Below are 24,146 nucleotides of genomic sequence, written 5' to 3'. Positions count from 1 at the left end.
ATGCCCGCCCTCCAAGTGGGCTTGATCGCACACCGGCATACAGGAGAATCCAGCATGAAACCACGCGTCGCCATCATCGGCGCCGGCCCCTGTGGGCTGGCTCAGTTGCGCGCCTTTCAGTCAGCCCAAGCCGCCGGCGCAGAGATTCCCGAACTGGTCTGTTTCGAGAAGCAGGCCGATTGGGGCGGTATGTGGAACTACACCTGGCGTACCGGAGTGGACGAACACGGCGAACCGGTGCACGGCAGCATGTACCGCTACCTGTGGTCGAACGGGCCGAAGGAATGCCTGGAGTTCGCCGACTACAGCTTCGATGAACACTTTGGCCGGCCCATGGGTTCCTATCCACCCCGCGCCGTGCTGTGGGACTACATCAAGGGCCGCGTCGAGAAAGCCGGCGTGCGCGCCTACATTCGCTTCTCGACGGTCATTCGCGAGGTCAGCTACGACGACAGCCAGGCCCTGTTCAGGGTGACCGCCCACGACCACCTGAACGACCGCACCTACAGCGAAACCTTCGACTACGTGGTGGTCGCCAGCGGCCATTTCTCGACCCCGCAAGTTCCGGAATTTCCCGGCTTCGCCGCCTTCGCCGGGCGCGTGCTGCACGCTCACGATTTCCGCGACGCGCTGGAGTTCAAGGGCAAGGACGTGCTCATCGTCGGTGCCAGCTATTCCGCCGAAGACATCGGCTCGCAGTGCTACAAGTACGGCGCCCGGTCGATCACCAGTTGCTACCGCAGCGCGCCGATGGGCTACCGGTGGCCAACCAACTGGGAGGAAAAACCCCAGCTCAGCCACGTCCAGGGCAGCACCGCGTTTTTCGTCGACGGCAGCAGCCGGCACATCGACGCAATCATCCTGTGTACCGGCTACAAGCATCATTTCCCCTTCCTGCCCGAAACGCTGCGCCTGAAGACCGGCAACCGCCTGTGGCCGCTGAACCTGTACAAGGGCGTGTTCTGGGAGGCAAACCCGAAGCTGATCTACCTTGGCATGCAAGACCAGTGGTACAGCTTCAACATGTTCGATGCCCAGGCCTGGTACGCCCGCGACGTGATCCTGGGGCGCATCGCCCTGCCTGCCCGCGCGCACATGCGCGCCGAGAACCTGGCCTGGCGGCAGGAAGAAGAGATGCTGGAAACCGCCCAGCAGATGTTCGAGTTTCAGGGCGAGTACATTCGCCAGCTGATCGAGGCCACCGATTACCCGAGTTTCGACATCGCCCAGGTCAACGCCACCTTCCTGCAATGGAAGAAGGACAAGTACGAAAACATCATGGGTTATCGCGACAAGTGCTATCGCTCGTTGATCACCGGCACCCTGGCCACGCCCCACCACACGCCCTGGCTGGAGGCGCTGGATGACTCGCTGCAGGCCTACCTGGCCGACGCACCGGCCGACCGCCTGAAGTCTGCCAGCTGAGGGTCGCCATGAACCTTCCCGTGATCAGTCGGCCACTGGAGCCGGCACTGTCCGTCATGACCCGTGACAGCGAGCAGCACCGTGTCGCCCCCGGCGGGCTGACCGTAGTGGCCCTGGAAGCCGGTGACCGTCTGGCGGTCATCGACCTGGAGGGCGACCAGCCCGCGCAGTTGCTGGCCTTCACCGAGGATGGCGGCGAAGCGCTGGGCGCCCTCGGCCTGGCCGGGCAGCGCGGCGCCGATGGCATTGCCCGCCTGTTGCACGCCCCCAGCCATACGGCGCGACATGTGGCCGCCGGCCTGCGTCGACAGCACATCGACTGCCGCCATCTGCCCGATGCCGCCAGCCTGTGGCCCGCCGAAACCCCGGCAGGCTTCAGCCGGCAGTTCGTCGCCAGCACGGCGTTGACGCTGATCGTCGCCGCGCCGGACCGGCACACGGCGGTGGACAGCCAGCAACGCGCCAGCGAGTTGCTGCTGCGGATCCAGCGCGCCAACCCACGGCGCATCTGGACACCGCCCCTGCCTGCGCCCCTGGGCGAGCTGGTCGACGAGTTCACCATCAAACCGGGAAGCGCCCGCGACTACCCGGTTGCGGCGGGTCAGTTCATTCAGGTGATCGATGTCGCCGGGCGGCAATGTTCGGACTTCGTCGCCTTCGACCGACGCGCCCTGGATAGCGGCCGCGAAGTGGACCTCGACCCCACCGTCACCCGCACGCTGAACGGCAGCGCCTATCCGGGGCCGGGGCTGTTCAGTCGCTTCTATGACCACACTATGCAACCCATGCTGGAGGTGGTACGCGACACCGTGGGCCGCCACGACACCTTTGCCCTGGCCTGCACCGCACGCTATTACGAAGCCCAGGGTTATTTCGGCCACGCCAATTGCAGCAGCAATATCAGTCGTGTCCTGCATGCCCACGGTGTCGAGGCAAGGGCCGGCTGGCCGGCGATCAATTTTTTCTACAACACCGGCCTCGACGCGCAGCAGCAACTGACCCTGGATGAGCCCTGGTCGCGGCCCGGCGATTATGTGCTGCTCAAGGCCCTTACCGACCTGGTGTGTGCCAGCACCTCCTGCCCGGATGACATTGACCCGGCCAACGGCTGGCAGCCCAGCGACATTCATATCCGCGTGTATTCCGAGAAGGAGCGTTTCAGTCTAGCCATGGCCACTCGAAAAACCCCTGACGCCGAGCCGCTGCTGACCCGCGAAAGCGCCTTTCACCCCGCGACCGCAACGCTCACCCGTCAGTTCGTCGATTACCGGGGGTTCTGGACGGCCTCGCACTTCGACGGCTACGGCGCCCTGGAGGAATACCACGGCTGCCGCGAACGCGTGGCGGTGATGGACCTGTGCGCCTTGCGCAAATTCGACGTGCTCGGTCCGGATGCCGAAGCGCTGCTCGACTACTGCCTGACCCGCGATGTACGCAAGCTCGCGATTGGCCAGGTGGTCTATTCGGCGATGTGCTACCCGCACGGCGGCATGCTCGACGACGGCACCCTGCTGCGCCTTGGCAATGACGCGTTCCGCTGGATAGGCGGTGAGGACTACGCCGGTATCTGGCTGCGCGAGCAGGCTGAGACGCTGGGCATGAAGGTCTGGGTGAAGAGCGCCTCGGAGCAGATCAGCAACCTCGCCGTGCAAGGTCCACTGAGCCGTGAGTTGCTGGCCCGGATGATCTGGACGCCCGGCACCCAGCCACGGCTGGAGGCACTGGGCTGGTTCCGTTTTCTGGTCGGCCGCCTGGATGACTACAACGGGCCGCCGGTCATGGTTTCGCGCACCGGCTACACCGGCGAACTGGGTTACGAGCTGTGGTGCCACCCCGACGACGCCATGCAGGTGTGGCAGCGCCTGTGGCAGTTGGGCGAACCACTGGGCCTGGTGCCCATGGGCCTCGAAGCGCTGGACATGCTGCGGATCGAGGCCGGCCTGGTGTTCGCCGGCCATGAATTCGACGACCAAACCGACCCCTTCGAAGCCGGTATCGGCTTTTGTGTGCCACTAAAGAGCAAAACCGCCGACTTCATCGGCCGTGACGCCCTGACAAGGCGCACCGCCGCTCCCCGCCATCGGCTGGTGGGGCTGCAGCTCGAAGGCAATGAAACCGCGGCCCATGGCGACGACGTGCACAGCGGCCGGGCGCGGATCGGTGTGATCACCAGCGCAACCCGCTCGCCAGTACTGGGCAGCAATATTGCGCTGTGTCGGCTGGACGTGGGTTATTGCGAGCCGGGCACGCAGGTAGAGATCGGCAAGCTCGACGGTCAGCAAAAGCGCATCCGCGCCCGGGTCGCCAACAGCACGGTGGCCTACGACCCGGAAAAAACCCGGGTGCGCGGCTAGGCGCAATACTGGTCAGTTAGGCCAGGTAGGAGCGACCGCATTTTCGCAGCAGATGCAGTGAATTTCCTGGCGCTTTCGCGGCTAAAGCCGCTCCCACCAAGCCACAAGCCGGTGGTTGGGCTTAACAACCGGGACTGCGGCGGCAGGTTGGAAAGAGAATTGCTAGATACGGGGTGAACACAATCAAGGAGGATGGCCCATGTGGTTCAACAATGCGTCCCGCAGCCTGGCCGACGAACTCAGTCAATGGCTCGAACGTCTCTTTGCAAGCCAGCCGGATACGGCCAGTGCCCAGCCTTACCTGCAGCGCAATCCCCGCTTGAACGACAGCCTGCACAGGCTGCAACGCCAGTGGGATGAACTGCAGCGCATCCGTCGGCAGGCTGAAGAGCAACCACCCTCACCCTGCACCGCAGAAGAATACGCGGCGCTCAACCAACAGCTGGCCGCAGCCACGGCGCAGATCAGCGAACTGCTCGGCGAACGCGACGTCTGCGAGCAACGCCTGCACGCCCTGCAGGCCGAACGCGAACAGTGGAACGAAGAACGGCAGGTGTGGGACCTGACCAAACGCACGCTGACCGAGGGCTGCTGGGCCATGAACGTGGTGGATGGCGACCCTGACCACGAGCAGAACGTGATTCGCTGGTCCGAGCAGTTCCGTGAATTGATCGGCTACAGCGCCGAAGAATTCCCCGACGGTTGGGACAGCTACTTCAAGGTGGTGAATGCCGACGACCTGCAACAGGTCATGCAAGCCTTCAACGCCGCGATGGTCGCCAGCGCGGGCGATGGTTGCTACGCCGTCGAATACCGCATGCGCCACAAGACGCGCGGTGAACTGTGGTTCCGCGAACGCGGGCGCTGCCTGCGCGATGCCCAAGGCCAGCTGCGCTACGTCACCGGCGCGGTGCGTGAAATCAGCGACGAAAAAATCGCCGCCACTTCGCAGCTGCGCGAGCAGGCCAGCATCCAGGCCACTTACCAGCAGATCGCCCAGGTCGCCGGCGGCATCCGCAGCGTGGCCGAACAGACCAACCTGCTGGCACTCAACGCCGCCATCGAGGCGGCCCGCGCAGGCGAGCAGGGTCGCGGCTTCGCCGTGGTGGCCGACGAGGTACGCAACCTGGCGCGACGCACCCAGGAGTCGGTGCAGCAGATCCAGGGCATGTTGCAGAAGGAAGGCTCGGGCGGACCTGTTTGAGGCACCTGCCCACACGACGCACCGGCTCGGCGCACCCCACGCTTCACCGAGCCGCCAGGCCAGCCCGGTCGGGCTGCCGCGTGGCACACCCCAATAAGAAACTCAGTCAGCAACCGTCGACCTCTTGCCCCTACCTGCCGGTGTATCTCTATTCCAATCAATCGTTTCGAGGGATCCCGTGATGGAACAACAGAAGACACCGCCTACGCTCGAAGAGCTCAAGGCCATGATCGAGATGACCAATACCCTGAACATGGAAATGTTCTACTGGTGGTGCATCGCCTTGATGATCTGCATCCACGCAGGCTTTCTTTCCTACGAGATCGGCGCCTCGCGCCTGAAGAATGCCCTGGCGGCCGGGGTGAAGAACATCCTCGCGTTCGGCTTCATCGTACCGAGTGTGTTCCTGCTGGGCTGGGCGGTTTATAACGCCTTTCCCGATGGCCTGGTGCCGCGCATGGACGCGCTGATGGCGGGCATGCCCTGGAGCCAGTCCATGGGACCCAACGTGAAAGACAACGTCACCGGTATCTTCTGGGGTGCCTTTGCGCTGTTCGCCGCCACCACCGGCTCGATCCTTTCTGGCGCGATCATCGAGCGCGCACGCATGAGCGCGTTCATCATCATGACCATCGTGCTGGGTGGGTTCCTGTGGTTGCTGGCGGCGGCCTGGGGCTGGCATCCGCAAGGCTGGCTGACCGTCCAGTGGGGCTACCATGATGTCGGCGCCGCCGGCGTCGTGCACATGATCGCCGGCTTCTTCGCCCTGGGTGTGCTGATCAACCTCGGGGCGCGCATCGGCCGCTTCAACCCGGACGGCAGCGCCAACGCCATCGTCGGCCACAGCATGCCGATGAGCGTGGTCGGCCTGATGCTGATCATCGTCGGCTTCTTCGGTTTTCTCGGCGGCTGCATCATCTACCAGTCCGGCGCCCAGTGGATCAACATCTACGGGCAGCCGACCAACCTTTCGGCGTTTTCCTTCAACACCCTGATGGGCTTCGCCGGCGGCCTGATCGGCGCTTATCTCACCACCCGCGAACCCTACTGGATGATGTCCGGTGGGCTGGTGGGCATCATTTCCGTCGCGCCAGGCCTGGACCTCTACCACCCCGGCCTGGCGTACCTGATCGGCATGGGCGTCGCCGCCCTGGCGCCGCTGGTCAACAACCTGCTGCTCAAGCTCCGGCTGGACGACGCCGTCGGCGCCTTTGCGGTGCATGGCTTCGGTGGCTTCGCCGGGCTGGTCATCAGCGGCCTGTTCCTGGCCGGCTACCCGAACGTCAACGGCATGCCGGAAATCAGCTTCTTCGGCCAGCTCGGTGGCGCCCTGGTGATGGCAGCGCTGGGCTTCTTCCCCGGCTACGGCATCTCCTACGCCCTCGCCAAGGCCGGCATCCTGCGAGTGCCGGCGCATGCCGAGGAACGTGGCCTGGACCTTACCGAGGTGCCAGCGCAGGCCTACCCGGAGTGGGGTGGCCTGTACGGGCAAGGCAGCACTGCCGAGCGCACCTTGAGCACCGCACCCAGTCAATGATCCCGTGCCGGCCGCCATACGGCCGGTACCCTGCACAGGAGTCTCATCATGAGCATTACCACCTACGACGGCGCCAGCGCCGTGTTCACCTTCGCCGACAAGCCCGCCATCCTGGTGTTCATCAGCTTCATGGTCGCGGCGGTCAGCCTCTATGCCCTGATTGCCACCATGATTCACGAGCAGCACAGTTATGCGCTGCCTGACGAACAACTCGACAAGCTGAAATGATCCTCCTCAGCCGGTGGCCAACGCCACCGGCTGACCTGCGCATACGCCCCGCAAGTGCCCCCACGCGTGACCGTACGCAGCTTCGAGCACCAGCACGATGCAAAGGTCTGCTCCCCGTGCCGTGCCCCTCTCCCATACCCCTGTAACAAATTGTTTACCGCTCAGTGAGTTAGCCGAAGCCCTGCCCGGCAGGGCATTTCTGGCAGACCTATTGCTTTACTGAAAAGGAAATTAATTACCCCTCAGGAATAAATATCAGTGCACTGGCCTGGTCTTTAGAGGGGAATTCCGTCCGGCCCGCATGCCGACAGCGGCCGGATCTTTTCTCGGTCGGCTTGGAGGCAACAGCTAATGGTTCGGTTTGCATCGATGTGCCGCAGCATCTGGGTTCTACCCCTGGTATCGAGTAGCAGCGTCGCCCTCGCCGATGAAGCGGCGCCCGCCATCAACAGTGGCGACACGGCGTTCGTGGCGCTCTGCTCGCTGGTCGTGCTGCTGATGACCCTGCCGGGTCTGGCGCTGTTCTACGGCGGCATGGCACGCACCAAGAATGTTCTGTCGATCCTCATGCAGGTGTTCTGCACTGCCTCACTGATGTCGGTCCTGTTCGCGATCTACGGCTACTCCCTGACCTTTACCAGCGGCGGCTCGCTGCAAGCGGTGATCGGTGGCCTGGACAAGCTGTTCATGCTCGGCATCACCAAGGACGCGGTAGTGGGTACGATCCCGGAATACCTGTACTTCCTGTTCATGCTGCTGTTCGCCGCCATCACCCCGGCGATCATCGTCGGCGGCTTTGCCGAACGCATGAAATTCTCCGCCGTGATGGTGTTCATGGCCGTGTGGCTGACCATCAATTACATCCCCATGGCGCACATGGCCTGGGGCGGTGGCTGGGTGTTCAACCTTGGCGTGCAGGACTTCGCCGGCGGTAACGTGGTGCACCTGAACGTCGGCATCGCCGCGCTGGTCGGCGCCGGGTTGCTGGGGCGGCGGCGAGGCTTCGGCACGGCGGCACTGGCGCCGCACAACATGACTATGACCCTCACCGGCGGTTCGCTGCTGTGGGTCGGCTGGCTGGGCTTCTGTGGCGGCTGCGCACTGGCGGCCAACGGCTACGCCATGCTGGTGATGGTCAATACCATGCTCGCCAGCTGCGCCGGCGCCATGGGCTGGATGCTGGTGGAATGGAAACACCGTGGCCGCCCGAGCCTGTTCGGTGCGCTGTCCGGCGCCATCGCCGGGCTGGTGGCGATCACTCCGGCGTGCGGCTTCGTCGGCCCCATGGGCGCCATCCTGCTGGGTTTCATCGCCGGCCCGGTGTGCGTCTGGTCGGTGGAAAAACTCAAGCCCATGATCGGCCTGGACGATGCCTTCGACGTGTTCGGCGTGCATGGTGTTGCCGGCATCCTCGGCGGCCTGCTGACGCCGGTGTTCGCCCTCACCGCCATCGGTGGCCAGGGCTTTGCCGAAGGCCGCGACCTGTTCAGCCAGTTGCTGGTCAACGGCGGCGCGATCCTGTTCAGCGTGCTGTTCTCGGCCATCACCAGCCTGATCGCCTATCAGGTCGCCAGCGTGCTCTGCGGCGGCTTGCGCGTGAACGAAGAAACCGAGGTCGACGGCCTTGACCTCTCCACCCATGGTGAAGTCGGTTACAAATACTCGAACTGAGGGCAACGCCGATGAAGTTGATCACCGCGATTATCAAGCCATTTCTGCTCGACGCCGTACGTGAGGCACTCACCGAGGTGGGCGTCAATGGCGTCACCGCCACCGAAGTCAAAGGCTTCGGACGCCAGGCAGGCCACACGGAAATCTATCGGGGCGCCGAATACGAGGTGCAGCTGTTGCCGAAGATCAAGCTCGAAGTGGTAGTAAGCGACGCCCTCTGCCAGCCGGCCGTGGAGGCCATTCTCAAGGCGGGCCACACCGGCAAGATCGGCGATGGCAAGGTGTTCGTGCAGAACGTCGAAAGCATCGTACGCATCAGAACCGGCGAACTGGACGACAACGCCGTCTGATCAAAGCAGCCGGCCCCTCCGGGCCGGCTGACCTCCCTGCTCCCCTGCACGACGACCAAATCCCACCGATCCGCATAACGTTCAACCGGTCAATTCACCGGGCTGAACATCTTCAAACCGGCAACCCCGCAGATGATCAGCATCAGGCAGACGATGCGCGCCACGCTGGCCGGCTCGTCCAGGTAGAAGATCCCGTAGATGGCCGTACCGACCGCACCGATGCCCACCCATACGGCATAGGCCGTGCCCATCGGCAACTGGCGTGCGGCAAGCGCCAGCAGGTACATGCTCAAGGCGATGAAGGTGATGCAGTACAGGCTGGGCCAAAAGCGGCTGAAGCCTTGCGTACGGGGAATGGCAGAGGCGTACATCACTTCGCAGATGCCGGCGGCGAGCAAGGCCATCCAGGCCCAGGTTGCAGTCATTCGAACTCCTTCAGATGCACAAAAGCCGGCCTCTCCTGGGGAAAGGCCGGCCACTGGGTTGAATCAGTAACCCTGGCCAGGCACCCAGTTCGTACCCGCCAGCGGCACCCGTGCCATGGCCGCCGACTCCACGGTCAGCGCCACCAGGTCCTCGGGGTCGAGGTTGTGTAGGTGGCTCTTGCCGCAGGCGCGAGCCATGGTCTGGGCTTCCAGCACCAGTACACGCAAATAGTTTGCCAACCGGCGCCCACCTTCCACCGGGTCCAGGCGCTTGGCCAGTTCCGGGTCCTGGGTGGTGATGCCGGCCGGGTCACGGCCGTTCTGCCAGTCGTCGTAGAAACCGGCCGCCGAGCCGATCTTCTTCAACTCTTCATCCAGGCGTGGATGGTTGTCGCCCAGCGCCACCAGTGCTGCCGTGCCGATGGCCACCGCGTCGGCGCCCAGGGCCATGGCCTTGGCCACGTCGGCGCCGTTGCGAATGCCGCCGGAGACGATCAGTTGCACCTTGCGGTGCATGCCCATTTCCTGCAGCGCCTGCACCGCCTGCGGAATCGCCGGCAGGATGGGAATGCCGACGTGCTCGATGAACACTTCCTGGGTCGCGGCAGTGCCGCCCTGCATGCCGTCGAGGACGATCACGTCGGCACCGGCCTTCACCGCCAGCTTCACATCGTAGTAAGGCCGGCTGGCGCCGATCTTCACGTAGATGGGTTTTTCCCAATCGGTGATCTCGCGCAGTTCAGCGATCTTGATCGCCAGGTCATCCGGACCGGTCCAGTCCGGATGGCGGCACGCCGAACGCTGGTCGACGCCGATCGGCAGGGTGCGCATGCCGGCCACCCGCTCGGTGACCTTCATGCCCAGCAGCATGCCGCCGCCACCGGGCTTGGCGCCCTGCCCCAGGACGATCTCGATGGCATCGGCCTTGCGCAGGTCATCGGGGTTCATGCCGTAGCGCGATGGCAGGTACTGGTACACCAGATGCTGCGACTGGCCGCGCTCTTCCGGGGTCATGCCGCCGTCGCCGGTGGTGGTGCTGGTGCCGGCGATGCTCGCGCCGCGGCCCAGGGCCTCCTTGGCGTTGGCCGACAGCGCGCCGAAGCTCATGCCGGCGATGGTCACCGGAATCTTCAGGTGCAGCGGCTTCTTGGCGAAGCGGTTGCCGAGGATCACATCGGTGCCGCACTTCTCGCGGTAGCCCTCCAGCGGGTAGCGCGACACGCTGGCGCCAAGTAGCAACAGGTCATCGAAGTGCGGCAGCTTGCGCTTGGTGCCGCCGCCACGGATGTCGTAGATGCCGGTTTCGGCGGCGCGCTGGATTTCCTGGATGGTCAGGCGGTCGAAGGTGGCCGATTCGCGCAGCACGGGGGTGGGTTTGTCAGTCATGGTAAGGCTCCTGATCAGTACGCGCTGGCGTTGTCGACTTTGAAGTTGTACAGCTGGCGGGCCGAGCCATAGCGCTTGAAGTCGCTGGCTTTCTCGTTGAAGCCGGCCTTGTTCAGCAGCGCCTGCAGCTCTTCGAGGTGCTCCGGGCGCATCTCTTTCTCGATGCAGTCCGAGCCCAGCGACTCGACCTTGCCCTTGACGAAAATCTTCGTCTCGTACAGCGAGTCGCCCAACGCATCACCGGCATCGCCACACACCACCAGGCGCCCGGCCTGGCCCATGAAGCAGCTCATGTGGCCGATGCTGCCGCCGACCACGATGTCCACGCCTTTCATGGAGATGCCGCAACGCGCACCGGCGTCGCCCTCGATGACCAGCAGCCCGCCGTGGGCGGTGGCGCCGGCCGCCTGGGAGGCGCTGCCCTTGACCCGCACGTAACCGCTCATCATGTTCTCGGCACAGCCGACGCCGACGTTGCCATGCACGGTGACCGAGGCCTTCTGGTTCATGCCCGCGCAGTAGTAGCCGGCATGCCCCTGGATATCGATGGAAATCGCTTCGTTGACGCCCACGGCCAGGTTATGCGCGCCGTTGGGATGGGTGACCAGCCATTCGCGCTGCTCGACGACGCCCGCCTGGTCGTGCAGAGCCTGGTTCAACTCGCGCACGCTGGACACGCTCAGATCGATGGTTTTCATACAGGTGTGCTCCTCAGGCCGACTGGCGTTCCCAGATGTACATGGTGGCGGGAACCGGTTCCCAGACCTTGGCGTTTTCGATGCCCGGCAGGCTGGAAAGCGCCTGGTATTCCGAGGCCATGGCGACGTAGTCGTCGGTTTCGGCGAGGATCGCCGGCTTGCAGGCGATCGGGTCGCGGATCACCGCGAAACCGTTGCGGGTGCCGATGGCGAAGGTGAAGAAGCCATCGAGGTCTTCCAGCGACTTGTCCAGCGCCTGCTTGAGGCTGTCGCCCTGCTGCAGGCGCCAGGTCAGGTAGCCGGCAGCCACTTCGGTGTCGTTCTCGGTCTCGAAGGCGATGCCTTCGCGGCGCAGGTTCTGGCGCAGGCGCGAGTGGTTGGACAGCGAGCCGTTGTGCACCAGGCACAGGTCGGCGCCCGTGGAAAACGGGTGGCTGCCCTCCATGGTCACCGCGCTTTCGGTGGCCATGCGGGTGTGGCCGATGATGTGGCTGCCCTTCATGCCGGCCAGGCCGAAACGCTGGGAGATTTCCCTGGGCAGACCCATGCCCTTGAGAATCTCGATGCTCTGCCCGGCACTCATGATGCGCACGCTCGGCGCCAGCTCGGCCAGGGCGGCACGCACCTGGGCTTCAGGGGCCTTGATCTTCAGCACGATGGCACTGGCGTTCTGGAACCAGTCCAGTTCGGCGCCGAGCCGTTCCTGCACGGCGCTCACCAGGGCGGCGAAGTCATAGCCCTCGGTGGTGGCCTGCAGGGTCAGCTTGACCCAGCCGTCAGCCACTTCATCGCCATAGATGGCAAAGCCGGCACTGTCCGGGCCACGGTCGGTCATGGCTTCGAGCATCGGCTCGAACAGCTCACCGAGCCGCGACTCCAGCGCCGGGTTCTTCAGGTACAGACCCACGATTCCACACATAAGGCAGTCCTCACTTTGTTCGGCAGTTATCAGCTGCAAGCTTCAAGCTGCAAGCTGAACGGGGTTGATAAAGCGATCCTTGCAACGCCACGAAACCGCGTTTGCCTGCGGCTTGTGGCTTGCAACTTGTCGCTGCGCAGCTCAAAAGAATTCGGTGTAGCGCTGAATCTCCCAGTCGCTGACGTGGCGGCTGTACTCCACCCACTCCATGCGCTTGAGCTTGATGAATTCGCCGACGATCTGCGGGCCGAGCACTTCGGCGAACAGGGGGTCGGCTTCCAGTGCGTCGCAGGCTTCCTTGAGCGACTGCGGCAGGGTCTTGATGCCACGCGCGGCGATGTCCTCCAGGCTCAGCTTGTAGAGGTTCTCGTTGCACACGGTGGGGACTTCAAGCTGGCGGTCGATGCCATCCAGGCCGGCGGCGATGATCGCGGCGGTGACCAGGTAGGGATTGCAACCGGCATCCGGCAGGCGGAACTCCAGGCGCCCGTACGGGACCCGGACCATCGCCGAGCGGTTGTTGGCACCGAATGCGATGAACGCCGGTGCCCAGGTGGCGCCGGACAGCGAGTTGCCCACCACCAGGCGCTTGTAGGAGTTGACCGTGGGCGCGGCGAAAGCGCATAGCGCCGGGCCGTGAGCCAGCAGGCCGGCGGCGAAGTGATAGGCCAGCTTCGAAAGGCCCATGCCGCTCGGGTCGCTGGCGTCATGGAACAGGTTCTTGTTGCTGGCGCTGGCCAGCGACAGGTGAAAGTGCATGCCGTTGCCGGCGCGCTTGGGATCGGGCTTGGGCATGAACGAGCAGATCATGCCCATGTCGTTGGCGATCTCGCCGGCGGCCATGCGGAAGAAGGTGAAGCGGTCGGCCGACTCCATGGCATCGCTGTAGGTGTAGTTGATCTCGAACTGGCCGTTGGCATCCTCATGGTCGATCTGGTAGATGTCGAAGCCCACCGGCTGCAGCGCCTCGGTGAGGCGTTCGAGGAATTCCCGCGAACGCGACAGGCCCTTGTAGTCGTAGCAGGGCTTGTCCAGGCTGTCGCTGGCGTCCACCAGTTGCAGGTGTCCGGCGCCGTCGCGCTTGAACAGACTGAACTCCGGCTCCAGCCCGGTATTCAGGGTCCAGCCGCGCTGCGCCAGGCGCTCGACCTGTTGCTGCAGCACATAGCGGCTGTCGTAGGGCCAAGGCTGGCCATCGACGTGGCCGATGCACACCACGCGGCCATAGCCGGGCTGCCAGGGCACCGGGATCAACGAGGCCAGGTCGCCGCGAGCCATGAAGTCCGGGCCATGGGGCTCCATGCCCATGCCGCAGATGGCGAATCCGGCGAAACCGGCGCCCTCTTCGGCGACCATCTCCAGCCCGCTAACCGGTACCGACTTGGTCTTGGACGAACCGTGGATGTCCACGAATTGAGCCAGTACGTACTTGATGCCGTGTTCCTGGATCAGGCGCTGTGTTTCGGTTGGCAACATGGGACAGGACTCCTGGGACGAAAGCGAGGTGGGTTACGCTTCACTGTCCGGTCTTGTTATTCCGAACAGGAAACTTAATTTCCCCAAAGGAATGCAACGTCCTTGCCAGTTTTGTCACTGCTCCAGGAATTTCAGCGCAATGGGCTTTTTGCGCTGTATATATGGGAAACTCGTTTTCGCCCCGCGAATATTTCACCGGCAAAATCGCTGGCCCGACAAAAAACGCACATTCTCAGTGCGAAATAAAAATTACTGAACAGAAACCGTGCAGGATTTATGAATCACGAAGAACCGCCCAAGCTCAAGCTGGAGCAGTACATCGGCATCCAGATCAAGCGCCAGCGCCAGGCCCAGGAACTCAAGCTGGCTGATGTGGCGCGCATCGCCGGGATCAGCCAGGGCATGCTCAGCAAGATCGAGAACGCCCAGGTGTCCACCAGCCTGGACAACCTCAGCCGCCTCTGCGACGTGCTAGGCATGCCGATGTCCAAACTGTTCAGCCAGTACGACCAGCAAGGCAGCAGTGCGCTGCTGGTCAAGGCTGGCGACGGCATGGAAGTGGTGCGTCGGGGTACGGAGAAGGGTCACACCTATCATCTGCTCAATCACACCCGTGGGCCGAAAAAGCACTTCGAGGCCTACATGGTGAGCATGGATGACGCCAGCGAGGAGTTTCCGACCTTTTCCCACCCAGGTACGGAGTTTCTGCATTTGCTTGAAGGTGAGCTGATCTACCGGCATGGCAACCAGCTGTATCCGATGCGCGCCGGCGACAGCCTGACCTTCGACGGCGAGGTGCCGCACGGGCCTGAGCAATTGGTGCAGGTGCCGATCCGCCTGTTGTCGATCATGAACTACGGCGACTGAGACGACCTCTTTGTGGCTGAAGCCGTTCCTGGTGGGAGCGGCGTCAGTCGTGATGACTTTGGCGGTTGCAGCGCCAAGCCAGAGGCCGCTCAGGCGCCCCGTCGTGGCTGGAGCCGCGACAGACTTGAGCCGGCTTCCGCTCCCTGTCCCTGCGGAGCCAATAAATTCCCTTCAAGAAAAAAACTTTCCAGATTTATCTGGACGGCGTGGCTGCATTCGCATATAAAACCGATCTCATGAATATTTAATTCCCTGCAGGAAATTTTATTCATCTGTCAAATTCCATTTCGCCCATGAATGAACGCCCCGCGCCGGGCCGTCGCCCCTTCCAGAGGACACGCCATGCAGCATGAGAAGAACCCTTTCATCCTGAAAATCAGTTGCCCGGCGACCTCGGGCATTGTCGCGGCGGTGACCTCCTACCTGGCGGGCAACGCCTGTTACATCGGCGAAATGGCGCAGTTCGACGATGAGTTCAGCGGGCGCTTCTTCATGCGCGCGGTGTTTCGCTTCAACGATGGCCATGACGGGGACATCGCCCGGCTCAAGGCCGGTTTCACCGATGTGGCCACCGACTTCGACATGGACTGGGAACTGCACGACACCCGTCAGCCGATGCGCGTGCTGCTGATGGTCAGCAAGTTCGACCACTGCCTCACCGACCTGCTGTACCGCTACCACAAGGGCGAGATGGACATGACCATCACCGCCATCGTCTCCAACCACCTCGACCTTCGGCCGATGGCCGAGCGTGAGGGCATCCGCTTCATCTACCTGCCGGTCAACCGTGACAACAAGACTGCCCAGGAGGCTGCGCTGATGCAGGTGGTCGACGAGACTGGTACCGAGCTGGTGGTCCTTGCCCGCTACATGCAGATCCTCTCCGATGACCTGTGCAAGCAACTCTCGGGCCGGGCGATCAACATCCATCACTCGTTCCTGCCCGGCTTCAAGGGCGCCAAGCCCTACCACCAGGCCTACGAACGTGGCGTCAAGCTGATCGGCGCCACCGCCCACTACGTGACCAGCGACCTGGACGAAGGCCCGATCATCGAGCAGGAAGTGCAGCGCGTCGATCACGCCTATCGCCCCGACGACCTGGTGGTGATTGGCCGCGATACCGAAACCGTGGCGCTGTCCAAGGCGGTCAAGTACCACCTGGAGCACCGCGTCTTCCTCAACACGGACAGAACGGTGGTGTTCCGGTGAACCAGACTCGACTGATCGATGGCAAGGCCGCTGCCGAACGCGTGCTGCAACAGGTCCGCGAACAGGTGCTGCGCCTCAAGGGCGATGGCTTGCAGCCAGCCCTGGCGGTGATTCTGGTCGGCGAAGATGCGGCCAGCCAGGTGTATGTGCGCAACAAGGTGCTGCGCGCCGAACAATGCGGCATTCGCTCCATCGAGTACCGCCTGGCGGCCGATTGCAGCGAACAACGGCTGCTGGCGCTGATCGACGAACTCAACCAGGACGACTCGGTGCACGGCATCCTGCTGCAGTTGCCATTGCCCGCGCACATCACCGAAACCCGCGCCCTGCAGGCCGTCGACCCGCGCAAGGACGTCGACGGTTTCCACAGCGACAACGTCGGTGGCCTCAGCCAGGGCCGTGAGGTGCTGACGCCCTGCACGCCAGCCGGTTGCCTGCACCTGCTGGAAGAAACCCTCGGCGAGCTGAGCGGCAAACATGCAGTGGTGATCGGCCGCTCGAACATCGTCGGCAAGCCGATGGCGGCGCTGCTGCTCAAGGCTCACTGCTCGGTCACCGTGGTGCATTCGCGCAGCCGCGACGCCCAGGCACTGTGCCGCCTGGCCGATATCGTGGTCGCCGCCGTGGGGCGGCCGCGCATGATCGACGCCAGTTGGCTCAAGCCCGGCGCGGTGGTTATCGACGTCGGCATCAACCGCATCCAGGACGGCGAACGCAGCCGCCTGGTCGGCGATGTGGACTTCGATAGTGCCCTGCCCCAGGTCTCGGCGATCACCCCGGTGCCCGGCGGCGTCGGCCCGATGACCATTGCCTTCCTGATGAAAAACACCGTCCTCGCCGCCCAGCGGCAGTTCGCCCTCAGCCGCCAGCCGGAGTCCCTATGCCTTTAAGTCTCTTGAAATACGGACTGAGCTCCGAATACCCGGTGGAGGTCGACCTACCGCCGCCCAGGGAACTCAAGCCGGCCTACGACGTGGTGATCATCGGCGGCGGCGGCCACGGTCTGGCCACCGCCTACTACCTGTCGCGCTACCACGGCATCAACAATATTGCGGTGCTGGAAAAAGGCTATCTGGGCGGCGGCAATACCGCGCGCAACACCGCGGTGATCCGCTCCAACTACCTGACCAGCGAAGGCGTGCGCTTCTACGCCGAGTCGGTGCGGATGTTCGAGGGGCTGTCCAACGAGTTCGACTTCAACATTATGTATTCGCACCGCGGCCAGCTGACCCTGGCGCACACCGACGCCACGGTGCGCGCCTTTCGCCAGCGCGCCGAGGTGAACAAGCACTTCGGCGGGCGCACCGAGATGATCGACCGCCAGCAGATCCGCGAGCTGGTGCCGATGCTGAACCTCGACCCTGGTCACCTCCCGGTGATCGCCGGCCTGTGGCACATCGACGGCGCCACCGCGCGGCACGACGCCGTGGCCTGGGGCTACGCCAAGCAGGCGGCCAAGCGCGGCGTGGAAATCCACCAGTTGACCGAGGTGCAGGAGCTGGTGATCGACAACGGCGCCATCACGGCGGTGAAGACCAATCGTGGCACGGTGCGCTGCGGCTGCGCGGTGCAGGCGGTGGCGGGCATGAGTTCGCAACTCATGAAGAAGGCCGGCATCCGCTCGCCGATACAGACCTTCCCGCTGCAGGCCATGGTTACCCAGCCGTTCAAGCCGTTCCTCGACCCGCTGGTGAGTTCCTCGGCACTGCACTGCTACGTGCAGCAGACCAGCCGTGGCGAGGTGGTGTTCGGTGGCGGTTCAGACCCCTACCCGCTGTTCAACACGCGCTCCACGCTGGACCTGAAAGAGAGCCTGCTGGCCCACGCCATCGAGATGTTCCCCTTCCTGGCCAACGCCAAGTTGATGCGCCAGTGGGCAGGAATCACCGACATGACCCCGGACTACAGCCCGATCATGGGTCTGTCGCCGGTGAAGAACTATTACCTGGACGCCGGCTGGGGCACCTGGGGCTTCAAGGCCACGCCGATCTGCGGCAAGACCATGGCCGAGCTGGTGGCCAGCGGCGGTCGGGTTCCGGAGCTGATCCGGCCATTCGGCCTGGAACGCTTCTCGACCTTCCAGCAAGTCAACGAAATGGGCGCCACGGCGGCCAGCCACTGACAGGGGCAGCACTATGAAAGTCATGACATGCCCGCTCAACGGGCCGCGCAACATCAGCGAGTTTACCTACGGCGGCGAATTCAAGGTCATGCCCGACCCGCAGACCTGCTCGGATGCCGAATGGGCCGACTACGTGTTCAACAGCGAAGACACCCTGGGGGTGATCCGCGAATGGTGGATGCACACGCCGTCCAGCTACTGGTTCCTCGCCGAGCGCCACACCGGCAGCGATGAAATCATCCGCACCTTCGACCCGCGTGAGCTGTTCAATCAGCGCGTGGAATTCAGCGCCGCCCCGCAGGAGATCGCCGGATGAACAGCGCCAACCGCCTGCCCGCCCCCATGGGCCTGCTGATCGACCGCGATAAACCGCTGACCTTCAGCTTCGACGGCCAGACCTACCAGGGTCTGCAGGGCGACAGCATCGCCAGCGCCCTGCTCGCCAATGGTCGCCACCTGCTGTCACGCTCGTTCAAGTACCACCGCCCGCGCGGCCCGCTGAGCATGGCCGGCCAGGACGCCAACACCCTGGTACAACTGCCCCGCGAACCCAATGTGCTGGCCGACACCTTCAACCTGGAAAACGGCCTGCGGGTCAGCGGCCAGAATTTCAACGGCTCGCTGGACAACGACCGCGGCGCCTGGCTGGGCAAATTCTCCAAATTCATGCCGGTGGGTTTCTATTACCGCGCCTTCTACAAGCCCAGGGGCATGTGGAAGGTCTGGGAGCCGCTGATTCGCAAGAAAGCCGGCCTGGGCGTGCTGGACCTGACCTTCCAGCCCGAGTACTACGACAAGGCCTACCTGTTCACCGACGTCGCCGTGATCGGTGCCGGCCCGGCCGGCCTGCAGGCGGCCCTGACCGCCGCCGAAGCCGGGGCACGGGTGCTGCTGATCGAGCAGCAGCCGCTGTTGGGCGGCTCGCTGACCTACGCGCGCTTCGATATCGACGGGGTGCGTGGCGAACAGTTGCGCCAGGAGCTGGTCAGCGCGGTGCAGGCCCACGCCAATATCCAGGTGCTGACCCAGGCCACCTGCAATGCCTGGTTCGCCGACAACTACCTGCCGGTGATCCAGGGCAAGCGCCTGTACAAGGTGCGCGCCCAGCAGTGCCTGGTGTGCAGTGGCGCCTTCGACCAGCCGGTGGTGTTCCGCAACAACGACCTGCCCGGGGTGATGCTGACCAGCGCCGCCCAGCGCCTGATGAAGCTCTATGCGGTCAAGCCCGGCCAGCGCGCCGTGGTGCTCACCGGTAACGATGACGGCTATCTGGCCGCCCTCGACTTGCACGACCAAGGCATCCAGGTCGCTGCGCTGGCCGACCTGCGCGAGCAGCCGGGCGACTCGGCGCTGTTGAGTGCCCTGGCCGCACGCGGCATCGCCTGCCATGCCGGTACCACCGTCTACGAGGCACTGCACGAACCCGGCATGCGCCATGTCAGCGGCGTGGAACTGCGCAAGATCACCGGCCAGGGCCAAGTAGCGCCACTGGGTGTGACCCTGGACTGCGACCTGCTGTGCATGTCGGGCGGTTACATGCCGGTCTACCAGCTGCTGTGCCAGGCCGGTGGCAAACTCGACTACGACGATGACAACGCCAGCTTCAGCCTCAGCGGCCTGCCCGCCCACCTGCGGGTGGCCGGCTCGGTAAACGGTTACCACCGCCTCGACAATGTGCTGGCCGATGCCCGCCGCGCCAGCGCCGCCGCCCTCGCCAGCCTGAACCTGCTGGCCGAGCAAGGTCCGGCCGTGCTGGCGCCGGAAACCCCGGTGAATGTGCCATGGCCGATCTTCAGCCACCCCAAGGGCAAGGAGTTCGTCGACTTCGATGAAGACCTGCAGGTGCAGGACATCATCAACGCCACACGCATCGGCTACCGCGACGTGCAACTGGTCAAGCGTTACTCGACGGTGGGCATGGGCCCATCCCAGGGCCGCCACTCGGCATTGACCACCGCCCGCCTGGTCGCCGCCGCCACCGGGCGCAGCGTCGGGCAGACCGGCGTGACCACCGCCCGCCCACCGTTCGAGGCCGAGAAACTGGCGCATGTCGCGGGCCGCGCCTTCGACCCCTACCGCCAGACCCCGCTGCACAAGCGGCATGTCGAGGCTGGCGCAAAAATGATGCCCGCCGGTATCTGGCAGCGCCCGGCCTATTACGGCACGGCGGCGCAGCGTGACGCCTGCATGCAGGCCGAAGCGCGCCACGTGCGCAGCAAGGTCGGGATCATCGACGTTTCCACCCTGGGCGGCCTGGACGTGCGTGGCCCGGACGCCGCCGAACTGCTGAACAGGATGTACACCTTCGCCTTTCTCAAGCAGCCGGTGGGGCGCTCGCGTTATGCGCTGATGACCAACGAACAGGGCGTGGTGATCGACGATGGCGTGTGTGCACGTTTCGCCGACAACCACTTCTACGTCACGGCGACCACCAGCGGCGTGGACCGAATCTACCAGCAGATGCTCAAGTGGAATGCGCAATGGCGCCTGGACGTGGACATCGCCAACGTCACCGCGGCGATCAGCGCGGTGAACCTGGCCGGTCCTGATTCACGCAAAGTCCTGCAGAAGGTCTGCCAAGACCTGGACCTGTCGGCCGAGGCCTTTCCGTACCTGGCGGTGCGCCAGGGTACGGTGGCCGGCATCCGCGCACGCCTGCTGCGGGTCGGCTTCGTCGGCGAGCTGGGCTACGAGATCCACGTGCCGGCGCGCCATGCCCTGGCGCTTTGGGATGCGCTGATCGAGGCCGGCAAGGACTACGACATCAAGCCGTTCGGCGTGGAAACCCAGCGCCTGCTGCGCCTGGAAAAGGGCCACGTGATCATCAGCCAGGACACCGACGGCATGACCCACCCGGCAGAGATCGACATGGGCTGGGCGGTCAGCCGCAGCAAACCGTTCTTCGTCGGCCGCCGCTCGGTGGACATCCTCGAAGCCCAGCCACTCAAGCGCAAGCTGGTCGGCTTCAGCCTGCCCAAAGGCAGCGCGCAGCCGCTGGAGGGTCACCTGGTGCTCAAGGGCGCGGACATCAGCGGCAACGTCACCTCTTGCGAGTACTCCGAGACCCTCGGGCAGATCATCGGCCTGGCCTATGCAGCCCCGGACCAGAGCCGGCCCGGCCAGCGCATCCCGATCCGCGTGGAAGGCGGTGAGGTGGTGCAGGCCACGGTGGTGAGCCTGCCGTTCTTCGACCCCGACAACCAGCGCCAGGAGCTTTGACCATGTCCAGCCTTGCCACCGCCAGCAACACCCTGGCCAGCACCTCACTGACCGCCTGTGCCCTGCAGGACCTCACCGACCTGCCGCGCACCGGCTTTCGCGGCGCGCACAGCGCCGAGTACCTGCAGGCCCGCGGTTTCACCCTGCCGGGCGCGCCCAACCGCGCCACGCCCCAGCAAGACGGCTGCCAGGTGGCGCGCCTGTCGCAGACCGAGTACCTGCTGCTGGGTAGCGCGCTCGACGGCGGCGAACGCATCGCCGACGAAGAAGCGCGCTGGGAGCTGGACCACCAGGCCAACTACCTGCTGCCGCGCCAGGACAGCCACGCCTGGCTGCAGCTGTCCGGCCGCCGCATCAGCGAGGTGATGGCCAAGCTCTGCGGCGTCGACCTGCACCCCCGCGCCTTCGGCCCCGGAGCCGTGGCGCAGACCTCGGCGGCGCGCATCAACGTCATCGTGATCAACACCGGCAGCGACCTGGCGCCGTGCTTCGAGCTGCTGTTCGACCGCTGCTCGCTGGACTACTTCAAGGCCGCCGTGCTCGATGCGATGAGCGAGTTCGACTGACGCGCGGAAGGGCCGACCTGTGGGACCGGCTTCAGCCGGGAAGCTTTTCGCGGCTAAAGCCAATACGGTTCGGTTAGACCGGGTAGGAGCGGCTTCAGCCGCGAAGCGACCGCATCTTCACAACAGATGCACTGAATTTCCTAGCGCTTTCGCGGCTAAAGCCGCTCCTACCGAATCACATAACGACTAACTGAACGGCATTGTGGCTAAAGCCGCCCCCGTCCTGTCCCACAACGACCGCCGTCCGGCCATACACCTGGAGAGGCCATGCTCGACACCACGGAAAAAGACACCGACTACATCGTCCCCGCCCTGGCCCGTGGCCTGGCCGTGCTGGGCCTGTTCAACGCTCAGGTGCGCTCGCTGGGCATTCAGGACATCGCCACGCAGCTGGGGGTCAGCACCTCGGCGATCTACCGCATCCTGGTCACCCTCACCAGCACCGGCTACCTGAACAAGCGCAATGGCCAGTACGAGCTGGGCGCGCGGGTGATCAACGACGGTTTCAGCTACCTGGCCAGCCGTGACATCGTCGACGTGGCCATGCCCTACCTCAACGAACTGCGCGACCGCACCTCGCTATCGTGCCACCTGAGCATCCGCGAGCACACCGACTGCCTGTACCTGTACCGCGCCTTCGCGGCCCAGCGCCTGTCGGTGAACATCCCCATCGGCACACGCATCGCCTGCCACTGCACCGCCATGGGGCGCATGCTGCTCACTGGTCTGGACGCCGATGCCCTGGCCGCGCTGTACCAACACGCGCGGCTCGACGACTACCCGGCCCCCGCGCCCCGTACCCTGCCGGAACTGCAAGCGCTGATCGCCGAAGACCGCCAGCGCGGCTGGGTGCTGCACCGCTCCGATTACGCCACCGCCATCGCCGCGGCCGTGCACGACCATACCGGTCAGGTCAGCGCCGCGATCAACCTGTCCGGTCCCGACGCGGTCATGGATTGCCCACGCACACAAGAGGGTTTTCGCGCGCTGCTGCTCGATTGCAGCGCCCGCATCAGTCAGGCCCTGGGATTGCACAGATAGCTCGTTGCGACCTGAAATCCTGAACGCGACAAGGGGCCTCAAGATCCGCCTCTGCGCGCCGACGATATTCAGGCATGCCCCGGACTGCGCGGCTTTGCTGAAGCCGACACAGGGAGTGCACCCGCAGTCATCAGGTATGCACAGCACAGGCTGCGCATGGCAAAGGAGCCAACATGAATATCAAACAGAAGCTCACCGGGGCCTTCGCGGTCATCGCGTGTCTGCCCGTGGTGGTGGTCGCCACCATCGTCATCGTCAATTTGCGTACCGACGCTCTGGAGAGCTTCGTCGACAACAGCGGCCGAGAGATCCGCCAGGTCGACAACGCCATGCAGCTGTTCTTCGACGGCATCAGCCAGAACGTCGAATACCTGGCTGCCAACCCGCTGCTGGCCAATGCCGGCAACGACGTGAAGAACTTCACCGGCGCCGATCCGTTCAGCACGCCGCTGTCGGAAACCGACAAGCAGCTGTTCGATCTGTTTACTCGTCTGGCCAAGAGTCACCCGGCCTATTCCTACGTGTCCTACGGCCTGGCCAACGGCAGCTACGCCATGTGGCCCGAAGACAAGACCCTGAAGAACTACGACCCGCGCGTGCGGCCCTGGTACAAGACTGCACTGGCCAACCCCGGCAAGACCGTACGCAGCGACGCCTACTACTGGGCCAACGACGACGCTGTGCTGGTGAGTACCATCCGCGCCATTCCCAACGTGCTGGGCAACCCCGGCGGCGTGGTCAACATCGACGTGTCGCTCAAGCAGCTCACCGGTATCGTCAAGCAGATCAAGCTGGGCGAAAGCGGCTACCTGCTGCTGGCCGAAAGCAACGGCAACGTGCTGGTCGATCCGCAAATGCCCGAGCACAACTTCAAGAAGCTCGGTGACCTGGGCGGTGGCTACGCCGAACTGGCCAAGGCTGGCAAGGGCATGACCGAAGTCGTGCTCAATGGCGAGCGTTACATGGCCAACGTCTACCCCGCCGAGAAGCTGGGCTGGACCTTCATTGGCCTGATCAAGCGCGACGAAGTCATGGCCTCGGCCAACAGCCTGACCCTGCTGATCGCCATCATCGCCGTGGTGCTGGCGGTGATCTTTGCCATCGCCGGTGCCAGCTTCGCCAGCCTCATCGTGCGCCCGATCAACAGCGTGTCCAGCGGCCTGGAAGGCATCGCCCAGGGCGAAGGCGACCTGACCGTGACCCTGGCCGTGCGCGGCAAAGACGAAACCGCGCAACTGGCCGGCTGGTTCAACCAGTTCCTCGGCGCGATTCGCGGTCTGATCCAGCACATCGGCCGCGCCGCGGGCAGCATCCTGGAGGCTTCGCGCAGCTCCACCCAGGTCTCCAACGACATGGCCGATGCCGCCAACCGCCAGCGCGAAGCCGTGGACATGGTGTCCACCGCCTTCCATGAAATGGTCGCCACCGCCAACGAAGTCGCACGCTCCT

At 64.4% G+C, this 24,146-nt stretch carries 21 protein-coding genes; 16 read left to right on the top strand and 5 right to left on the bottom strand.

Translation table 11 applies throughout. The features are described from left to right. Positions 1-54: 54 nt before the first annotated feature. The 7 genes from QZ497_RS19040 to QZ497_RS19010 all read left to right on the top strand — a co-directional run bounded on the left by QZ497_RS19040 (position 55) and on the right by QZ497_RS19010 (position 8,769). Complete coding sequence (locus QZ497_RS19040; protein ID WP_295478009.1) at positions 55-1,425, top strand: NAD(P)/FAD-dependent oxidoreductase; 1,371 nt, start codon at positions 55-57, stop codon at positions 1,423-1,425. 8 nt (positions 1,426-1,433) lie between these two features. Further along, positions 1,434-3,779, top strand: coding sequence for a DUF1989 domain-containing protein (locus QZ497_RS19035; RefSeq protein WP_295478006.1), 2,346 nt, complete (start codon positions 1,434-1,436; stop codon positions 3,777-3,779). A gap of 199 nt (positions 3,780-3,978) precedes the next feature. Then, complete coding sequence (locus tag QZ497_RS19030; RefSeq protein ID WP_295478003.1) at positions 3,979-4,983, top strand: methyl-accepting chemotaxis protein; 1,005 nt, start codon at positions 3,979-3,981, stop codon at positions 4,981-4,983. 181 nt (positions 4,984-5,164) lie between these two features. Next, positions 5,165-6,520, top strand: coding sequence for an ammonium transporter (locus QZ497_RS19025; protein ID WP_295478000.1), 1,356 nt, complete (start codon positions 5,165-5,167; stop codon positions 6,518-6,520). Positions 6,521-6,568: 48 nt separating this feature from the next. Beyond that, a complete protein-coding gene (locus QZ497_RS19020; RefSeq protein ID WP_295477997.1) occupies positions 6,569-6,748 on the top strand; it encodes a hypothetical protein in 180 nt (59 codons plus the stop codon). A 351-nt stretch (positions 6,749-7,099) separates the two neighbouring features. Then, the gene (locus QZ497_RS19015) at positions 7,100-8,419 is read left to right on the top strand and encodes an ammonium transporter (RefSeq protein WP_295477994.1); all 1,320 of its coding nucleotides are present in this window, start codon (positions 7,100-7,102) and stop codon (positions 8,417-8,419) included. A gap of 11 nt (positions 8,420-8,430) precedes the next feature. After that, on the top strand, positions 8,431-8,769 hold the full coding sequence (locus QZ497_RS19010; protein WP_295477992.1) for a P-II family nitrogen regulator: 339 nt from the start codon (positions 8,431-8,433) through the stop codon (positions 8,767-8,769). Positions 8,770-8,858: 89 nt separating this feature from the next. On the opposite strand, the gene QZ497_RS19005 is transcribed toward QZ497_RS19010, so the two are convergent. The 5 genes from QZ497_RS19005 to glnT all read right to left on the bottom strand — a co-directional run bounded on the left by QZ497_RS19005 (position 8,859) and on the right by glnT (position 13,673). Further along, positions 8,859-9,194 carry a multidrug efflux SMR transporter gene (locus QZ497_RS19005; RefSeq protein WP_295477989.1) on the bottom strand — a complete coding sequence of 112 codons (336 nt, stop codon included), beginning with the start codon at positions 9,192-9,194 and terminating at the stop codon, positions 8,859-8,861. Positions 9,195-9,257: 63 nt separating this feature from the next. Continuing rightward, a complete protein-coding gene (locus QZ497_RS19000) occupies positions 9,258-10,580 on the bottom strand; it encodes an FMN-binding glutamate synthase family protein (RefSeq protein WP_295477987.1) in 1,323 nt (440 codons plus the stop codon). A gap of 14 nt (positions 10,581-10,594) precedes the next feature. Further along, entirely contained in the window at positions 10,595-11,278 is a 684-nt protein-coding gene (locus tag QZ497_RS18995; protein WP_295477984.1) for a protein glxC, read from the bottom strand. Between the two features lie 13 nt (positions 11,279-11,291). Next, entirely contained in the window at positions 11,292-12,197 is a 906-nt protein-coding gene (locus tag QZ497_RS18990) for a glutamine amidotransferase family protein (protein ID WP_295477981.1), read from the bottom strand. A gap of 141 nt (positions 12,198-12,338) precedes the next feature. Beyond that, the gene (gene glnT / locus QZ497_RS18985) at positions 12,339-13,673 is read right to left on the bottom strand and encodes a type III glutamate--ammonia ligase (protein ID WP_295477978.1); all 1,335 of its coding nucleotides are present in this window, start codon (positions 13,671-13,673) and stop codon (positions 12,339-12,341) included. 276 nt (positions 13,674-13,949) lie between these two features. Here glnT and QZ497_RS18980 point away from each other — a divergent pair, with 276 nt between their 5' ends. The 9 genes from QZ497_RS18980 to QZ497_RS18940 all read left to right on the top strand — a co-directional run. Beyond that, positions 13,950-14,540, top strand: coding sequence for an XRE family transcriptional regulator (locus tag QZ497_RS18980; protein WP_295477975.1), 591 nt, complete (start codon positions 13,950-13,952; stop codon positions 14,538-14,540). Positions 14,541-14,882: 342 nt separating this feature from the next. Beyond that, complete coding sequence (gene purU, locus QZ497_RS18975; RefSeq protein WP_295477972.1) at positions 14,883-15,749, top strand: formyltetrahydrofolate deformylase; 867 nt, start codon at positions 14,883-14,885, stop codon at positions 15,747-15,749. Continuing rightward, entirely contained in the window at positions 15,746-16,639 is an 894-nt protein-coding gene (gene folD, locus QZ497_RS18970; RefSeq protein ID WP_295477969.1) for a bifunctional methylenetetrahydrofolate dehydrogenase/methenyltetrahydrofolate cyclohydrolase FolD, read from the top strand. The genes purU and folD overlap by 4 nt, the downstream gene beginning before the upstream one ends. After that, a complete protein-coding gene (locus QZ497_RS18965; RefSeq protein WP_295477966.1) occupies positions 16,630-17,871 on the top strand; it encodes an FAD-dependent oxidoreductase in 1,242 nt (413 codons plus the stop codon). Before folD ends, QZ497_RS18965 begins: the two co-directional genes overlap by 10 nt. 13 nt (positions 17,872-17,884) lie before the next feature. Further along, positions 17,885-18,187, top strand: a complete 303-nt coding sequence (locus tag QZ497_RS18960) for a sarcosine oxidase subunit delta (protein ID WP_295477963.1) — start codon at positions 17,885-17,887, stop codon at positions 18,185-18,187. Continuing rightward, a complete protein-coding gene (locus QZ497_RS18955; RefSeq protein ID WP_295477960.1) occupies positions 18,184-21,090 on the top strand; it encodes an FAD-dependent oxidoreductase in 2,907 nt (968 codons plus the stop codon). The genes QZ497_RS18960 and QZ497_RS18955 overlap by 4 nt, the downstream gene beginning before the upstream one ends. Before the next feature lie 2 nt (positions 21,091-21,092). Then, complete coding sequence (locus QZ497_RS18950; RefSeq protein ID WP_295477957.1) at positions 21,093-21,656, top strand: sarcosine oxidase subunit gamma; 564 nt, start codon at positions 21,093-21,095, stop codon at positions 21,654-21,656. A gap of 267 nt (positions 21,657-21,923) precedes the next feature. Then, positions 21,924-22,697 carry an IclR family transcriptional regulator gene (locus QZ497_RS18945; protein WP_295477954.1) on the top strand — a complete coding sequence of 258 codons (774 nt, stop codon included), beginning with the start codon at positions 21,924-21,926 and terminating at the stop codon, positions 22,695-22,697. 173 nt (positions 22,698-22,870) lie between these two features. Then, positions 22,871-24,146 (top strand): methyl-accepting chemotaxis protein (locus QZ497_RS18940; protein ID WP_295477951.1); only part of this gene is annotated, 1,276 nt, incomplete at its 3' end.

Origin of the sequence: uncultured Pseudomonas sp., assembly GCF_913777995.1 — a bacterium.
Lineage (GTDB): Bacteria > Pseudomonadota > Gammaproteobacteria > Pseudomonadales > Pseudomonadaceae > Aquipseudomonas.
This window is presented reverse-complemented; position numbering and strand designations above follow the sequence as displayed.

What these genes read in the sequence shown, in the direction of transcription:
- QZ497_RS18980 (WP_295477975.1), top strand. Translation starts at nt 13,950, where the DNA reads ATGAATCACGAAGAACCGCCCAAGCTCAAGCTGGAGCAGTACATCGGC.
- QZ497_RS19015 (WP_295477994.1), top strand. Translation starts at nt 7,100, where the DNA reads ATGGTTCGGTTTGCATCGATGTGCCGCAGCATCTGGGTTCTACCCCTG.
- QZ497_RS18990 (WP_295477981.1), bottom strand. Translation starts at nt 12,197, where the DNA reads ATGTGTGGAATCGTGGGTCTGTACCTGAAGAACCCGGCGCTGGAGTCG.
- QZ497_RS19030 (WP_295478003.1), top strand. Translation starts at nt 3,979, where the DNA reads ATGTGGTTCAACAATGCGTCCCGCAGCCTGGCCGACGAACTCAGTCAA.
- QZ497_RS18955 (WP_295477960.1), top strand. Translation starts at nt 18,184, where the DNA reads ATGAACAGCGCCAACCGCCTGCCCGCCCCCATGGGCCTGCTGATCGAC.
- QZ497_RS19040 (WP_295478009.1), top strand. Translation starts at nt 55, where the DNA reads ATGAAACCACGCGTCGCCATCATCGGCGCCGGCCCCTGTGGGCTGGCT.
- QZ497_RS18945 (WP_295477954.1), top strand. Translation starts at nt 21,924, where the DNA reads ATGCTCGACACCACGGAAAAAGACACCGACTACATCGTCCCCGCCCTG.
- QZ497_RS18950 (WP_295477957.1), top strand. Translation starts at nt 21,093, where the DNA reads ATGTCCAGCCTTGCCACCGCCAGCAACACCCTGGCCAGCACCTCACTG.
- QZ497_RS18995 (WP_295477984.1), bottom strand. Translation starts at nt 11,278, where the DNA reads ATGAAAACCATCGATCTGAGCGTGTCCAGCGTGCGCGAGTTGAACCAG.
- QZ497_RS19000 (WP_295477987.1), bottom strand. Translation starts at nt 10,580, where the DNA reads ATGACTGACAAACCCACCCCCGTGCTGCGCGAATCGGCCACCTTCGAC.
- QZ497_RS19025 (WP_295478000.1), top strand. Translation starts at nt 5,165, where the DNA reads ATGGAACAACAGAAGACACCGCCTACGCTCGAAGAGCTCAAGGCCATG.
- QZ497_RS19005 (WP_295477989.1), bottom strand. Translation starts at nt 9,194, where the DNA reads ATGACTGCAACCTGGGCCTGGATGGCCTTGCTCGCCGCCGGCATCTGC.
- purU (WP_295477972.1), top strand. Translation starts at nt 14,883, where the DNA reads ATGCAGCATGAGAAGAACCCTTTCATCCTGAAAATCAGTTGCCCGGCG.
- QZ497_RS19020 (WP_295477997.1), top strand. Translation starts at nt 6,569, where the DNA reads ATGAGCATTACCACCTACGACGGCGCCAGCGCCGTGTTCACCTTCGCC.
- QZ497_RS18965 (WP_295477966.1), top strand. Translation starts at nt 16,630, where the DNA reads ATGCCTTTAAGTCTCTTGAAATACGGACTGAGCTCCGAATACCCGGTG.
- QZ497_RS19035 (WP_295478006.1), top strand. Translation starts at nt 1,434, where the DNA reads ATGAACCTTCCCGTGATCAGTCGGCCACTGGAGCCGGCACTGTCCGTC.
- glnT (WP_295477978.1), bottom strand. Translation starts at nt 13,673, where the DNA reads ATGTTGCCAACCGAAACACAGCGCCTGATCCAGGAACACGGCATCAAG.
- QZ497_RS19010 (WP_295477992.1), top strand. Translation starts at nt 8,431, where the DNA reads ATGAAGTTGATCACCGCGATTATCAAGCCATTTCTGCTCGACGCCGTA.
- QZ497_RS18960 (WP_295477963.1), top strand. Translation starts at nt 17,885, where the DNA reads ATGAAAGTCATGACATGCCCGCTCAACGGGCCGCGCAACATCAGCGAG.